General features: G+C 71.0%; 15 protein-coding genes. 8 read left to right on the plus strand and 7 right to left on the minus strand.

Features of this window, described 5'->3' with window-relative positions; genetic code table 11:
• Positions 1 to 132: 132 nt before the first annotated feature.
• The 3 genes from GXW79_RS04380 (at position 133) to GXW79_RS04390 (ending at position 2,679) form a co-directional block, all read left to right on the plus strand.
• Positions 133 to 1,122, plus strand: coding sequence for an LLM class flavin-dependent oxidoreductase (locus GXW79_RS04380; RefSeq protein WP_211873126.1), 990 nt, complete (start codon positions 133 to 135; stop codon positions 1,120 to 1,122).
• On the plus strand, positions 1,122 to 1,673 hold the full coding sequence (locus GXW79_RS04385) for a carboxymuconolactone decarboxylase family protein (RefSeq protein WP_211873127.1): 552 nt from the start codon (positions 1,122 to 1,124) through the stop codon (positions 1,671 to 1,673). Before GXW79_RS04380 ends, GXW79_RS04385 begins: the two co-directional genes overlap by 1 nt.
• Before the next feature lie 109 nt (positions 1,674 to 1,782).
• A complete protein-coding gene (locus GXW79_RS04390) occupies positions 1,783 to 2,679 on the plus strand; it encodes a LysR family transcriptional regulator (protein ID WP_211873128.1) in 897 nt (298 codons plus the stop codon).
• Positions 2,680 to 2,688: 9 nt separating this feature from the next.
• Here the strand turns inward: GXW79_RS04390 and GXW79_RS04395 are convergent, their stop codons facing one another.
• From GXW79_RS04395 to GXW79_RS04425, 7 genes are all read right to left on the minus strand, one after another.
• Positions 2,689 to 3,777: an LLM class flavin-dependent oxidoreductase gene (locus tag GXW79_RS04395; RefSeq protein WP_211873129.1), complete on the minus strand. Its 1,089-nt coding sequence runs from the start codon at positions 3,775 to 3,777 to the stop codon at positions 2,689 to 2,691.
• Positions 3,778 to 3,791: 14 nt separating this feature from the next.
• The gene (locus tag GXW79_RS04400) at positions 3,792 to 4,748 is read right to left on the minus strand and encodes a Bug family tripartite tricarboxylate transporter substrate binding protein (protein ID WP_211873130.1); all 957 of its coding nucleotides are present in this window, start codon (positions 4,746 to 4,748) and stop codon (positions 3,792 to 3,794) included.
• Positions 4,749 to 4,821: 73 nt separating this feature from the next.
• Positions 4,822 to 5,988, minus strand: a complete 1,167-nt coding sequence (locus tag GXW79_RS04405; RefSeq protein WP_211873131.1) for an acyl-CoA dehydrogenase family protein — start codon at positions 5,986 to 5,988, stop codon at positions 4,822 to 4,824.
• The gene (locus GXW79_RS04410) at positions 5,985 to 6,194 is read right to left on the minus strand and encodes a hypothetical protein (RefSeq protein WP_211873132.1); all 210 of its coding nucleotides are present in this window, start codon (positions 6,192 to 6,194) and stop codon (positions 5,985 to 5,987) included. Before GXW79_RS04410 ends, GXW79_RS04405 begins: the two co-directional genes overlap by 4 nt.
• Positions 6,195 to 6,575: 381 nt before the next feature.
• Entirely contained in the window at positions 6,576 to 7,457 is an 882-nt protein-coding gene (locus tag GXW79_RS04415; protein WP_211873133.1) for a LysR family transcriptional regulator, read from the minus strand.
• A gap of 4 nt (positions 7,458 to 7,461) precedes the next feature.
• Positions 7,462 to 8,436: a Bug family tripartite tricarboxylate transporter substrate binding protein gene (locus GXW79_RS04420; protein WP_211873134.1), complete on the minus strand. Its 975-nt coding sequence runs from the start codon at positions 8,434 to 8,436 to the stop codon at positions 7,462 to 7,464.
• Between the two features lie 67 nt (positions 8,437 to 8,503).
• On the minus strand, positions 8,504 to 9,160 hold the full coding sequence (locus GXW79_RS04425; RefSeq protein ID WP_211873135.1) for a histidine phosphatase family protein: 657 nt from the start codon (positions 9,158 to 9,160) through the stop codon (positions 8,504 to 8,506).
• A 59-nt stretch (positions 9,161 to 9,219) separates the two neighbouring features.
• Between GXW79_RS04425 and pgi the strand changes: the two genes are divergently transcribed.
• The 5 genes from pgi to GXW79_RS04450 all read left to right on the plus strand — a co-directional run bounded on the left by pgi (position 9,220) and on the right by GXW79_RS04450 (position 14,574).
• A complete protein-coding gene (gene pgi, locus GXW79_RS04430) occupies positions 9,220 to 10,830 on the plus strand; it encodes a glucose-6-phosphate isomerase (RefSeq protein ID WP_211873136.1) in 1,611 nt (536 codons plus the stop codon).
• A gap of 74 nt (positions 10,831 to 10,904) precedes the next feature.
• The gene (gene mutL / locus GXW79_RS04435; RefSeq protein WP_211873137.1) at positions 10,905 to 12,701 is read left to right on the plus strand and encodes a DNA mismatch repair endonuclease MutL; all 1,797 of its coding nucleotides are present in this window, start codon (positions 10,905 to 10,907) and stop codon (positions 12,699 to 12,701) included.
• 15 nt (positions 12,702 to 12,716) lie between these two features.
• Entirely contained in the window at positions 12,717 to 13,826 is a 1,110-nt protein-coding gene (locus GXW79_RS04440) for a microcin C ABC transporter permease YejB (RefSeq protein WP_211873138.1), read from the plus strand.
• Positions 13,827 to 13,924: 98 nt separating this feature from the next.
• Positions 13,925 to 14,164: a type II toxin-antitoxin system Phd/YefM family antitoxin gene (locus GXW79_RS04445; RefSeq protein WP_211873139.1), complete on the plus strand. Its 240-nt coding sequence runs from the start codon at positions 13,925 to 13,927 to the stop codon at positions 14,162 to 14,164.
• Complete coding sequence (locus GXW79_RS04450) at positions 14,161 to 14,574, plus strand: type II toxin-antitoxin system VapC family toxin (RefSeq protein WP_211873140.1); 414 nt, start codon at positions 14,161 to 14,163, stop codon at positions 14,572 to 14,574. Before GXW79_RS04445 ends, GXW79_RS04450 begins: the two co-directional genes overlap by 4 nt.
• Positions 14,575 to 14,577: the final 3 nt, after the last annotated feature.

Raw genomic sequence — 14,577 nt, forward strand, 5'->3', positions numbered from 1 at the left:
ATCTCCCCGATGCTGTCGTACGCGCGGATTGCGGACATCCCGGCACGGCACATTTGCCCATTGCGGCCTTCCCTTGCCGCAATCGCTTCGCCAAACTCACTGCAAGGAAACCGCCTCCAGGGATCAAACATCATGCAGTTCGGATTGTTCGGCGGCGCCCGCACCAAGCGCAGCGTCGGGATCGAGGACAACCAGGGCTACACCAGCTTCATCGAGTATGTGCAGGAGGCCGACCGCCTCGGCTTCAAGCACATGTTCATGGTCGAGCATCACTCGACCGGCCAGGGCCAGGTCTCGGCCTCGCTCACGCTGCTGGCCTATCTGGCCGCCAAGACGACCAACATCAGGCTTGGCACCGCGGTGGTCGTGCTGCCCTGGCACAACCCGGTGCTGATCGCAGAGCAGGCGGCAACGCTGGATCTGCTGTCGGGCGGGCGCTTCGATTTCGGCGTCGGCAAGGGGTATCGCAAGCCGGAATTCGAAGCCTTCTGCATTCCCATCGAGGAAGCGTCGGAGCGGTTCGACGAATGCATCGCGGTCATCAAGAAGGCCTGGGCCGGGGATGAGCGATTCACCCATCACGGCAAGCGCTGGCACTTCGACAATTTCCTGGTCGAGCCCGCGCCGTTGCAGCGGCCGCATCCGCCTTTCTGGCTGGCGGCCGGCAGCGCCGACAGCATCCGCCGCGCGGCGCGCGAAGGGTTCTGCCTGTTGCTCGACCAGCTCGCGCAGGTGGACCAGGTGATCGAGCGCATCGCCATCTTCCGCGCGGAATGCGAGGCCATCGGCCGCCCCTACCATTCCAACATGGTCGGCGTCGCGCGCGCGCTGCAGATGATCCATTCCGAGGAGGAGCGCGAGGCCGCCTATGCCACGCGCAAGCGCGTGGTGGGCGTCATCGGCGACCTCGCCCGCGGCGGCCTGGCGGACAGCGTGGAACAGGACACGGCGCCGCTGCTCGGCACGCCGGAGGAGATCATTGCGCGCCTCCGCCAGCTGGAGGCCGGCGGTGCGACGAACATCCTGCTGACCGACCCGAACGCATCCGCCGCCAATCTCCGCGCTTTCGCGCGCGAGGTGATGCCCGCCTTTGCGCCATCGATGCGCGTGGCCGCCGAATAATGCCCCGCCTCCCGCCGCTTGTGCGCGAGGAGCTGGATCCGGCGCAGCAGGAGGCCTGGGATCGCATCGCCTCGGGTGCGCGGGGCGCCGTGCGCGGGCCGTTCACCGCGCTGATCACCAGTGCGGAGCTCTGCTCGCGGGTGGAGCAGCTGGGCGTCTTCATCCGCTTCGATTGCTCCGTTCCGATGCGGCTGCGCGAGCTGGCCATCCTGTGCGTCGGCCAACACTGGCGCGCCGGCTACGAATGGTTCGCCCACGCGCCGATCGCGGCGAAGCAGGGTGTGCCCGACGCGGTGATCGCCGCCATCGGCACCGATGCGGCGGAGATCCCGTTCGATGCCGACGCCGACCGCGTGGTGGTCGCCTTCGTGCGCGCCATGCTGCGGGAGAAGCGGGTGGACGATGCGACCTACGCCGAAGCCAACGCGCTGCTGGGCGACAAGGGCTGCGTCGAGCTGACGGGTCTGGTCGGCTACTACAGCCTGCTGGCCATGCAGTTGAACACGTTCGAAGTCGTCCCCCCGCCCCCCTTCGAGGCTCCCTGGAAGTAGGCGCGCGGGCCAGCGCCGGCGATTTCTCGCTCCATCGGACGCACCCTTCCACTCGGCAGTGGCATCGGCCAGTCTCGGCCAGCATCATTCCGATGGCTGAAAGGCCCAGATGGACCGCTTCGCGGCCGCCGCCACCTTCGTCGCGGTGATCGAGGCGGGCGGATTTTCCGCCGCCGCGCGACGTTTGCGCATGCCGCTGCCCACCGTCAGCCGCAGGGTGAGCGAGCTGGAGGCGCATCTTCGGGTGCGGCTGCTCACGCGCACCTCGCGCCAAGTCTCGCCCACCGAGGCGGGGCAGCGCTTCTACGAATCCGCGCGCCGGCTGCTCGATGAATTCGCCGAGGCCGAGCGCCTCGCCGCCGGCGAGTACATCGCGCCACAGGGAGAGCTCGCGATCTCCGCGCCGGTGGCGTTCGGGCGCCTGCACATGACGCCGGTCATCGCCGAATTCCTGGTGGCTTTTCCGGAGGTGGATGTCCGCCTGCAGCTCGGCGACCGCGTGGTGAACCTGGCCGAAGAGCATGTCGACCTCGCATTGCGCATCGGCGCGTTGCCGGACAGCGCATTGGTCGCGCAGCGGATCGGCGCGGTGCGGCATGTCGTGTGCGCGAGCCCTGGCTACCTCGCGGCGCACCCGGCGCCGCAGACGCCAGCCGACCTCGCGGCGCACCACTGCGTGACCTATACCGGGCTGCAATCGGCCGATGAGTGGCGCTTCGGCAAGGAGGTTCGCGCCCGGGTGCATTCGCGCCTGGCCGTCAGCATGGTGGAGGCCGCCGCCGACGCCGCCATCGCCGGCATCGGCATCACCCGCCTGCTCAGCTACCAGGTGGCGGATGCGGTGCGCGACGGGCGGCTGGTGGTGCTGCTGCGCGGGCATGAGCCGCCGCCCTGGCCGGTGCACCTGGTGACGCTCGGCGGCCGGCTGCCGCCGCAGAAGCTGCGCGCCTTCCTCGAATTCGCGGCACCGCGGCTGAAGCCGCGGCTGGTGTTCGAAGACGCGTAGACGGCCGGTTCAGGCCGCCTTCGCCAGCCCCGCCACGGCCGCGCGGGTCGCGGGCAGCAGCGAGCGGCCGAATTCCTCCGCATCCTCCAGCGGGTCGAAGCCGCGGATCAGGAAGGTGGTAACGCCGATCGCGTGATATTCGGCGAGGCTTTCGGCGACCTGCTCGGGCGTGCCGACCAGGGCCGTGGTGTTGGCCCCGGCGCCGACCGCGGCCGCGACTTCCGTCCACAGGCGCTTGTCGCGCACCGCGCCGCCGGCGGCGGCTTCGAGCAAGCGTTGCGACCCGATGCTCTCGGGCTTCCGGTTCACGATTCCCAGATCCGTTCCGCGCAATTCATTGATGCGGGCGAGAATGCCGCGCGCGCGCTCCCAGGCCGCCGCTTCCGTCGCGGCGAGCACCGGGCGGAAGGACAGCGAGAAGCGCAGCGCCGACGGGTCGCGCCCCGCCCGTGCCGCACTGGCGCGGACGCGGCCGATGGTCTCGCGCGCCTGGTCCAGCGTTTCGCCCCAGAAGGCGTAGGTGTCGGCATGCCGTCCGGCGACCTCGATGGCGGCGTCGGACGAGCCGCCGAAGAAGATCGGGATGTGGGGCTTCTGCGCGGGCTTGATCTCGGAGAAGGCGCCCTCGAAGCGATAGAGCGGCCCGTGATGGTCGAAGGGTTTCTCGCTCGTCCAGACGCGCTTCAGCAGTTCCACGTATTCGTCGGAGCGGGCGTAGCGCTGGTCGTGGTCGAGGAAATCGCCATCGGCGCGCTGCTCCTTCGGGCTGCCGCCGGTGATGACGTGGATCGCGGCGCGCCCGCCCGTCAGCTGGTCGAACGTCGCGAATTGCCGCGCGGCCAGCGTGGGCGCGATGAACCCCGGGCGATGCGCAATCATGAAGCCGATGCGCTTCGCCGTGGCCGCGGCGTGGGAGGCGACAAGCAGCGCGTCCGGATGCGCCGAATGCCAGGCGATCAGCACCCGGTCGAAGCCGGCCTGCTCATGCGCGAGGGCGAAGCGGGTGATGTAGGCAGGGTCGAACACCTCCGTCGCCGGATGGATCTCGGAGCTGCGGCGATGCGCGATCATGCCGATGAATTCAAGCGCGTGGGTCATGCGGAGATCTCCCTTCAGGCGATGCGGAGGCGACGGATGGCGGCCCCCGAAGCGGCGTGGTCAGCGGCCAGGCGCGCGCCGAGCGCGTCGGGCGAGAGCGCTTCCGGGCGCAGGCCGAAGCGCCGCAGTGCGAGGTCCACCTCGGGTTCCAGCAGCGCGTCGTTGAACGCGCGGTTGAGTGTGGCGACGATGGGCGCGGGCGTCTGGGCCGGCGCGAACAGCGCGAACCAGCCGCCCGAGGGCCAGCCGCGGCCGACGCCACGTTCCTCCGTGGCGGGCACGTCGGCGAAGGCCGGCCAGCGCACCTCGCCGATGGTGGCGATGGCGCGCAGCCGGCCGGAGAGCACGTGCGGCGCCGCGATCGGGTCGATGATGATGTGGCTGTCGCCGGCGATGACGCTGTTCACCGCGCCCGCGCTGCCGGGGAAGGGCACGTGCACCATCTCCGCGCCCGCCTCCTCGGCGAGCAGGGCGCCGCGGAGATGCCCGGCGGAGCCGATCCCGGCCGAGGCGTAGTTCAGCACGCCCGGATTGCGCTGCGCGAAGCCGATCAGGTCGTCGAGGCTACGCACCGGAAGGTCCGGATGCACGGCGATGAGGCTATAGGCTTCGCCCACCATCGCCACCGGCGCGAAGGCGCGCAGCGGGTCGTAGCCGACCGGCCCCAGATGCGGCGCGATGGTGAGGTTGCCGGCCGAGGCGTTGAGCAGCGTGTGCCCATCGGCCCGGCTCTCGGCCACCGCGCGGGCGCCGATGGCGCCGCCGGCGCCGGCGCGGTTCTCCACCACCACCGGCTGGCCCAGACGCGGCTGCAGCGCGCGCGCCATGGTGCGGGAGACGTTGTCGTTCGTCGCCCCCGGTGGGAAGGGGCAGAGGTAGCGGATCGGGCGCGTGGGGAAGGCATCCTCGCCACGCGCAATCGCGGGGGCGGCAAGGAAGCCGGCGAGCAAGGTGCGGCGGGGAAGGTTCATCGGACGAGACCCAGCGTGGCGAGAAGGATGAGAAGGCCGGCGGTGGCGAGGCTGGTGCGGAGCGCGAAGCCGGTCATGGGACGCCCTCCTGCTGCAGCGCCTGGCGTCCGGCGAGGCGGCGGGCGGAATCTTCGTTGGGCACGTGCACGCGGGCGCATTGCACGTCCCGCCAATGCCGCTCCAGCGGATGCGCGCGGTCATGGCCGTGGTTGCCGGCGAGCGAAACGGCGATCTCCACGGCGCGGATGGCGTTCTCGGCCAGCGTCACCTTCGCGAGGGCGGCTTCGCTCGCCGCCGGCGTGCGACCGGCATCCGTCGCGGCCGCCATGGCCTCCGTCACGCGGGCATTGACCGAAAGCAGGCCCTCGATGGCACCCACCTTCTCCTGCACGCCGTCGAGCGTGGCGAGCGGCGCGCCCAGGCCGGTGGGCTTGCGCGTGCGCAGGAACCCGATGATCCAGCGCCGCGCGGCATGCGCGACGCCGCTATAGACGGCGCCGATCAGCAGCGCGTTCCAGATCGCCTGCTCCGCATCGTTGCCGCGGAACAGCGGGGCGGGCGCGAGGCCAACCGCCTGGTCGTCGGGGATGAACACATCCTTGAAGATCACGTCATGGCTGCCCGAGGCGCGCAGGCCCAGGTGATTCCACGTCTCGCGGATGGTGATGCCGCGCGTCTCCGCGGTGACGAAGAAGCGCCCCAGGCGCGGCGGGTCCTCGTCGGTGCGGGCCAGCACATCCATCCAGCGCAGCCCGGTGGATCCCGTGACGTAGCGCTTGTGACCGCTCAGCCTCCAGCCGCCCTCCGTCCGCCAGGCCGTGGTGGCAGGCAGGCCGCCGCGCGTGGGCGAGCCGAGTTCGGGCTCGACCCGCAGCGCGTTGATCAGCGCGCCCTCGCTCACCGCCTCGGCCCCGATGCGCTCGCGCAGCGCCGCGGGCACCGCCTCGTCGCGAGCGAGGGCCGCGTGCTTGCCGAGCTGCATCGCGAGGATCAGCGCCGTCGCCGGGCAGGCTTGCCCCACCTGGCGCACGGCACCCGCTGCGATCGCGAGCCCCGCGCTGCCGCCGCCGAGCCCAATCGGGACCGTCAGCGCCAGCACCCCGGCGCGATGCAGCCGCGCCATCGCGGCGGTGGGGAAGCGCGCGTCGCGGTCACGCAGCGCCGCCTCCTCCGCGATGGCGGCGAGCATGGGCGGCAGCGCGATCGCGCCGCGGGGTTCGATGCCGGCCAGCGCGTTCATCGCGCCGACCATGCGTTGGCCACGGTGGCCGTCTCGCGGGCATAGACCCGCCGGGCCATGCGCTCGGCCGCCTGGGCATCGGCATAGCGGCTGCCGTGCAAATCCTCGATGCGGGGGTCGATGGCGATGAGGTGCCATTCGCGGTCCGTCTGAGCGGCGACGCCGATCAGGTGGCCGCCCGCGGAAATGGGGCGTGACTGGATCATGGGTGCGGTCTCGATGCGAAAGGGATTGTCCGGGTAGGCGTGGCGCGGTCAGCCGGCGCGACAACAGCCCTGCAAGGCGGAACGGACGGACATCGTGGTGAAAGCCATGGGCCGAAATCCCCTGGTGCGGCTTCAGCATTTTGGGCGATTAGATGTGGAATTCAATTAAAAACGTAGGATGATCGTGAATTAGATTTTTCTACGGCGCGCGATGCGATTAAGGACATGCCCGGTGGCGCACAGGCAAGGCTGGGGAAAAGAATCTCCCCAGGCCCCATTCTTTCATTTTTGGGTTTTTGGTGCTGGCGGGGCGGTCAGCACCCAGGGATAAAATGAAAAGAAGGTGGGTCTGGGAGGAATTCCCTCCTCCCAGCTTTTTCGTCACCCTGCTCGGGTGATCTGCACCAGGAAATCGATGAAGGCCCGCAGCTTCGGCGCCATGTGTCGCTGCTGCGGATACAGCACCGACACCGGCGCACCTTCCGCCGCGAACCCCTCCAGGATCGGACGGAGGTCGCCGCGCTCGAGGTCCTTGCGGTACAGCCACCACGTGCCCTGTGCGATGCCGGTTCCGGCCACCGCCGTCTCGCGCAGCGCGTCGCCGCTGTTGATCACCGCATTGCCGCGCACGCGCAGGGTGAGCGGGCGGCCCTCTGCGTCCACAAAGCTCCACTCGGGCCCGAAGCGGCTGATGATGCAATTGTGCTCGCGCAAATCCTGCGGCACCGCGGGCTCGCCGTGCCGGGCGAGGTAGGCGGGCGCGGCCACCGTCACCTGCGGGCCGCGCGTGAGCAGGCGCGTGGTCAGGCGCGAGTCGGAGAAATTGCCGGTGCGCACCGCGACGTCGAATCCCTCTGCGATGAGGTCCACCTGGCCGTCGGAGAAATGCAGGTCGAGGCTCACCTCCGGGTGCAGCGCGAAAAACGCGGGCAGCTCGGGGGCGAGGGTGACGCGCCCGAAGCTCAGCGGCACGACGGCGCGCAGCCGGCCGCGCGCGACGACGCTGCCCTGCTTGAGGATGCTCTCCGCCTCCTCCAGCTCGGCGAGAACGCGGATGCAGCGTTCGTAGAAATCCTGGCCGTCATCGGTGATGCGCAGGCGCCGCGTGGTGCGGGTGAAGAGCTGCGTCGCGAGCTGGTCCTCCAGCCGCGCGATGGTCTTGGTGACAGCGGATGGCGAGAGGCCGAGGCGGCTCGCAGCCGCGGTGAAGCCGCCATGCTCGACCACGCGGGCGAAGACGGTCAGCGCGGTGAACTTGTCCAACCGCCTATTCCAGCGCGGTGCCGACCTCGCGCACGATCTCGGTCCAGAGGCGCCGATCCTCCATCCAGTAGTCGTGCATTGCCCGCGGCGGCCCTTCGAGATTCTCGTGCGCGGATTGCGCCATGCGCGCGCGGATCTCGGGCGTGTTGAGCCAGCGATTCGACTCCGCGTTCACCCGCTCGACGATCGCGCGCGGCATGGCGGCCGGACCCCAGACGCCGAACCAGACATCCTGGGTGAAGTCGGGCATGCCTTCCTCGAGCAGCGTCGGGATTTCGGGCATCTGAGGCGCGCGGTTGCGGCCGGTGAGCGAGAGGCCGCGCAGCCGCCCCTCGCGCATGAAGGCGCCGGAATTGCCGATATTGTCGAAGATGTAGTCGCACTCGCCCTGGCTCAGCGCGAGGATCGCCGATGGCCCGCCCCGGTAGGGGATGTGGACGCGCTGGAAGCCGGCGCGCAGGTAGAAGCGCTCCGCCGTCATGTGGCCGACGCTGCCCAGGCCGACGGAGGCCATGTTCACGCCCTGGCGGCGCGACTTGCCCCAGGCGATGAACTCGGCGGTGCTGCGCGCTGGGATCGCCGGGTTCACGATCAGCATCATGCCGTAGTGGTACAGGCCGGCGATCGCCACGAAGTCGCGCACGGGGTCATAGGGGATGTTCCGCAGGACGAGGGGGGCGGCGACATGGGAGGTGTTGGAGGTGAACAGCAGCGTCCAGCCATCGGGCGGCGCCTGGAGCACGGCCTGGGTGCCGATGGTGCCGGTGCCGCCGACGCGGTTTTCCACCACGAAGGTGCCGCCGGTGGCGCGGGAGAAATGCTCGGCGTAGAGCCGGGCATAGACGTCGGCCGGGCTGCCCGCCTGGCTCGGCTGGATGATGCGGACGGGGCGCGTCCCGGGCCATTCGCCCTGGGCCTGGACGATAGCCGGGCACGCCAGTGAGGCGCCCAGGCCCGCCAGCAACAGCCTTCGTTGCATGCGTATCCTCCGTTTTTCTTTCGGCAAGGCTAGGCGGCGGCGCGCGCAGCGGCAAGGCCGCGCGGGGCTAGCCGCAGCCGTGGAAACCGCCCGTGGGCGCGGGGACGAATTCGATGATGCCGAGCAGGCTGAACGCCCCGCCGGTCGGCGCCAGCACCAGCGCCGCGCCTTCGGGAAAGGCGCGGCGGGCGACCGCATCGCCCACCACCTGGATCGCCGGCGTGCGGTGGCCCACCAGCACCCGGTTGCGCCCGGCGGGCGGGACTTCGCCGAACAGCCGCCGATGCTCGGCCAGCACCCAGGCGAGGCGCCCGCCGGCATAGTCGTCGGCCAGCAGGCTGTCGGTGACAACCACGCGCGCGGCGCCGAAGGCTTGTTCGGCGGTGTCGCGCGCGCGGAACACGGGGCCGGCGAGGATCGGCTCCTCTACCGGGATGCCGAGGGCGGCGATCCGCGCGCCGATCGCCGCCGATTGCGCGCGCCCCGCGGGCGAGATGTTGCGCTGCCCGGCCCGGTCGCCGATGACGAAGCTGCGGTCGCAATTCTCGCCGCCGGTATCGGCGTGGCGGAAGAACAGCACCAGCCCGCCGACCCGCAGCCGCGCGACCAGGGCCTCGCCGTCCGGGCTGTCGGCCGCGACCGCCGCCAGGCGCTGCGCCAGGGCGGCACGCGGGACGGCGCCGGCGACGAGGGGTGCAACGATGAGGGCGCGGCGCGTTATCATGCCGCCAGACTGCCAGCCCCGCCATCAGCCCGCCACCATCGCCAGGGATGTTCGCCCCCATGAGCACCGACACTGCCTTGGCCGCCGTCATGGCCGCCGCCGCCCGCCCGCATGCGGGTGCGATCCGCGCGCGCTTCGCCGAGGATCCCGCCCGCGCGACCCGCTTCACCTTCCGCGCGGCGGGGCTGACGGTGGACCTCTCGCGCACCAGCCTGGACGACACCGCCCTCGCCGCGCTGCATGGCCTGGCCGAGGCGACCGGCGTGCTGGCGCGGCGCGACGCCATGGCGCGCGGCGAGGCGATCAATGCCACCGAGGGCCGCGCCGTGCTGCACATGGCGCTGCGCGGCACGCCGGGCGTAGGCGGTTCGGCCGAGACCGCCCAGGTCGCCGAGACGCTGGCGCGCATGCGCGACTTCGCGACCGGGGTGCGCGAGGGCGCGATCCTCGGTGCCACCGGCGAGCGCTTCACCGACGTGCTGAACATCGGCATCGGTGGCTCCGACCTCGGGCCGGCGATGGTGGCGCGGGCGCTGGTGGGCCCCGGCGACCTCCCGCGCGTGCATTACCTGGCCAATGTCGATGCGCACGCCTGGGCGGCGCTGCGCCAGAACCTCGATCCGGCGCGCACGCTGGTGCTGATCGCGAGCAAGACCTTCACCACGCAGGAGACGATGGCCAATGCGCGGCTGGTGCGCGGCTGGCTGGCGGCCGCGCTGGGCGAGGCGCAGGTCTCCGCGCACCTCGCGGCACTGTCGACCAACGCGCCCGGCACCGCCGAATTCGGCATCCCGCCCGCGAGGGTCTTCGGATTCGAGAACTGGGTGGGCGGGCGCTTCTCGCTGTGGTCCGCGATCGGGCTGTCACTCGCGCTCGGCCTGGGGTGGGAGAGGTTCGAGGCGCTGCTCGGCGGCGCGCGGGCGATGGACGCGCATTTCCTCCACGCGCCCTCGGCCGAGAACCTGCCGCTGCTGCTGGCCTTCGTCGACCTGTGGAACGGCAACGCCATGGGCACCACCTCGCGCGCGGTGCTGCCCTATGACGAGCGGTTGTGCCGCCTGCCGGCGCATCTGCAACAGCTGGAGATGGAGAGCCTGGGCAAGCGCGTCGGCCTCGGTGGCGCGCTGGTGTCGCACGCGACCGGCGGCGTGGTGTTCGGCGAGCCCGGCACCAACGCACAACACAGCTTCATCCAGATGCTGCACCAGGGCACGCGGGTGATCCCGGCGGAATTCATCCTGGTGGCCAATCCCGACCACGCCGAAGCGGCGAGCCACCGCATCCTGCTGGCCAATGGTCTCGCTCAGGCCGAGGCGCTGCTGCAGGGGCGCGACGCCCCTTCCGTCGCGGCCGAGATGCGCGCGGCGGGCCGCGACGCGGCGCAGATTGCCGCGCTGGTGCCGCACCGGGTGTTTCCCGGCGACCGGCCCTCGGTGACGCTGCTGCTGCCGCGCCTGGACCCGGCGAGCCTTGGCGCGCTCATCGCGCTGTACGAGCACAAGGTCGCCTGCCTCGGCGCGCTGTGGGGCATCAACGCCTTCGACCAATGGGGGGTGGAGCTCGGCAAACAGCTCGCCGGCCCGATCCTGGCGGCGCTGGAGGGCGGCGCCCCGCCGACCCACCCGGCCACCGCGGCGATGCTGGCGGCGATCGAGGCCCTGCAGGCCTGACGGGCGACCGGGCCGCGCCGGGCTGAACCTCGCGATCCTCGCGGCGGCAGCCCCGGTGCGGTAGGGTGCGACCCATGCGGATTCGCCGCCTCCCCGAGACCACCGCCAACCGCATCGCCGCCGGCGAGGTCGTCGAACGCCCCGCCGCGGCCGTGAAGGAGCTGGTCGAGAACGCGCTCGACGCCGGCGCGACCCGCCTGCGCATCGCGATCGAGGGCGGCGGCATCGACCGCATCCTGGTCGAGGATGACGGCGCCGGCATGGGCGTGGACGACCTCGCGCTGTGCATCGAGCGCCACGCCACCTCCAAGCTTGCGGAGGAGGGGCTGCTGTTTCGCATCGCCACGCTCGGCTTCCGGGGCGAGGCGCTGCCCTCGATCGGCGCCGTCGCGCGGCTCGCCATCACCTCCCGCCTGCCCGGTGCGCCGGCGCATGCCATCACCGTCGAGGGTGGCCATGTCGGCGCAGTGGCGCCGGCCGCAGGCGCGCCGGGCACGCGGGTTGAGGTGCGCGACCTGTTCTTCGCTACCCCCGCGCGACGCAAGTTCCTCAAATCCCCCCGCGCCGAGGCCGAGGCGGTGACGGATGCGGTCAAGCGCCTCGCGATGGGCTGGCCGGAGGTGGCGTTCAGCCTCGAGGTCGATGGCCGCGCCACCCTGACGCTGCCGGCCGCTGACCGCGCCCAGCGGCTGCGCGACCTGCTGGGCCCGGATTTCGCCGCCGCCGCGGTGCCGGTGGAGGGCGTGCAGGACGGGTTGGACATCGAGGGCTTCGTCGCCCTGCCCTCCCACACCCGGGCAACGGCGGCCGAGCAGCACCTGGTGGTGAACCGGCGCCCGGTGCGCGACCCGTTGTTGCGCGTGGCGCTGCGCGTCGCCTTCCGCGACGTGATCGCCTATGGCCGCCACCCCGTGGGCGCGATCTTCCTGACCCTGCCGCCCGAAGCGGTGGATGTGAACGTCCACCCGATGAAGACCGAGCTGCGCTTCCTCCGCCCCGATGGGGTGCGCGGCGCGCTGATCTCAGCCGTGCGCCGCGCGCTGGCGCAAGGTGCGGGTGGTGAGGCTGCGGTGCCGGCGATGGTCGCGGGCCTCGCCGAGACGCAGCTCGCCTACGCCGGCGGCGGGCCGCGCTCCGCGCCCTGGTCGGCGGGCCGCGCCGAGGCCTGGGCGCAGCCCCAAGCCGCGTCCTGGGCGCAGCCGCAAGCCGCGTCCTGGGCGCAGCCGCGTCTGGGGATGCCGATGCCGCCGCCGGCCCTCGCCCCGGCCTGGGAAGCGCCGGAGCTTGGCCACCCGCTCGGCCGCGCCATCGCACAGCTGATGGAGACCTACATCGTCGCCGAGGCGCCCGACGGCGCGCTGATCCTCGTCGATCAGCACGCCGCGCATGAGCGGCTGACGCAGGAGGCGCTCGGCGCCCAGCGCCGCGAGGGCAGCGTGCGCACGCAGCCCTTGCTCATCCCCGCCGTGGTCGAATTGCCCCAGGCGGATGCCGCGCGGCTGGTCGAGGCCGCGCCGATGCTCGCGGGGTTGGGGCTTGAGATCGAAGGCTTTGGCGCCGGCGCGGTGCTGGTCCGCGCCATGCCCGCCCTGCTGGGTGCGCCGGAGCCCGCACCACTGCTGCGCGACCTGGCCGAGGAGCTGGCGGAATGGGACTCCGCCATGGCGCTCGAGCGGCGCCTGGATGCCGCCATCGCGCGGCTCGCCTGCCACGGCTCAATCCGCGCCGGGCGCCGCCTGGCGCCGGCCGAGATGGACGCGCTGCTGCGCCAGATGGAGGCGACGCCACGCGCGAACACCTGTAGCCATGGGCGGCCGACCTGGCTGAAACTCGACAAAGCCGCGTTCGAGAAGATGTTCGGTCGGCGCTAGCAAAAGGACGCCGCCTTGGCCGCCTACCTGTTCCGCCGCCTGCTGCTGGTCATCCCGACGCTGTTCGGCATCATCCTGATCAACTTCGCCGTCATCCAGTTCGCCCCTGGCGGCCCGGTGGAGCAGATGCTCGCGGAGCTGAAGGGCCAGGGGAATACGCTCGGGCGCCTCACCGGCGAGGGTGGTGGCGAAGTGCGGCAGCAGCCGCGCCAGCAGGGCGGCGGCACCGGCGATGCGCCGACCGGAAGCTATCGCGGCGCGAGGGGCCTCGACCCCGCCGTGGTCGCCGAGATCGAGCGCGCCTTCGGCTTCGACAAGCCGGCGCATGTGCGCTTCTTCGAGATGCTGCGCGGCTACCTCACCTTCGATTTCGGGCGGTCGCTGTTCCAGGACCGGCCGGTGGTCACGCTGCTGGCGGAGAAGATGCCGGTCTCCATCTCGCTCGGCCTGTGGTCGACGCTGATTATCTACTTGGTCTCCATCCCGCTGGGCATCCGCAAGGCGGTGCGCGACGGCTCGCGCTTCGATGTCGCGAGTTCGGGGATCGTGCTGGTGGGCTATGCGATCCCGGGATTCCTCTTCGCCATCCTGCTGGTGGTGTTCTTCGCGGGGGGGAGCTTCCTGCAGATCTTTCCCCTGCGCGGGCTGACCTCGCAGGGCAGCGCGGATTGGCCCTTCTGGCAGCGCGCTGCGGACTACGCCTGGCACATGGCGCTGCCGACGCTCGCGCTGGTGATCGGCGGCTTCGCCGGGCTGACCATGCTGACCAAGAACAGCTTCATGGACGAGGTCGGCAAGCAATACGTGGTCACCGCGCGCGCCAAGGGTGCTGGCGAGAACCGCGTGCTCTACGGCCATGTGTTCCGCAATGCGATGCTGCTGATCATTGCGGGGTTTCCCTCGGCCTTCATCGGCATCCTGTTCACCGGCGCGCTGTTGGTGGAGATCGTGTTCTCGCTCGACGGGCTGGGGCTGCTGGGGTTCGAGGCGGCGATCCGGCGGGATTACCCGGTGATGTTCGCGACGCTGTACATCTTCACGTTGCTCGGGCTGGTGATGCAGATCCTGGGGGATTTCTGCTACACGCTGGTCGATCCGCGCATCGATTTCGCGGCACGGGGATGAGTGCGGCGGAGCATGCTCGCCGCCTCCCCAGGCTGCTCGAGACGACACCTCTCGCGACATACTGGCGATCTGGCTATCTGGCCAGCTAGACTACCGTCATGAACGTCCCGATTTTCGATGCGCAAAACCGTCTCAGCGCCCTCGTATCCGAGGTCGAGCGCGGTGTTGAGGTCATCATCACCCGCCGCGGCGTCGCCGTGGCGAAGCTCGTCCCGGTTGGACCGACATTCTATCGCGACAAGGCCCGCCGCGCCGCCGATGGCCTGCGGCAGGCCAGCCGCGGCACCACGCTCGGCGGCATCGCGATCAAGAACCTCGTCAACGAAGGACGGTCGTGAGCTTCGTGCTCGACAACTCCGTCGCGCACGCCTGGTGCTTCGAGGATGAACAGACGCCAGCCGTGACGAAACTGCTGGACCGCCTGACCCAGATCGGCGCGAGGGCCCCGCTGCTCTGGCCTCTCGAAGCGCTCAATGGACTCCTCATAGCCGAGCGCCAGCGCCGGCTCGACGCGTCCAAACGCGCGCAGCTGACGGGTTTCCTGCGGGAGCTTCCGGTGGTGCTCGATCTCGAAACCGCCGACTGGACCGCCACCGCGCCGCTCGCGGAGCGGTTCAACCTCTCCGTCCATGATGCGGCCTACCTTGAGCTCGCCCAGCGCCGCCGACTTCCGCTCGCCTCGCTCGACGGGGATTTGCCCAACGCAGCCGTGGCGAGGGGGCTGAGTGTCCTCGGTCCGGCGCCATGATCA

This window comes from Plastoroseomonas arctica (assembly GCF_018128965.1).
GTDB lineage: Bacteria > Pseudomonadota > Alphaproteobacteria > Acetobacterales > Acetobacteraceae > Plastoroseomonas > Plastoroseomonas arctica.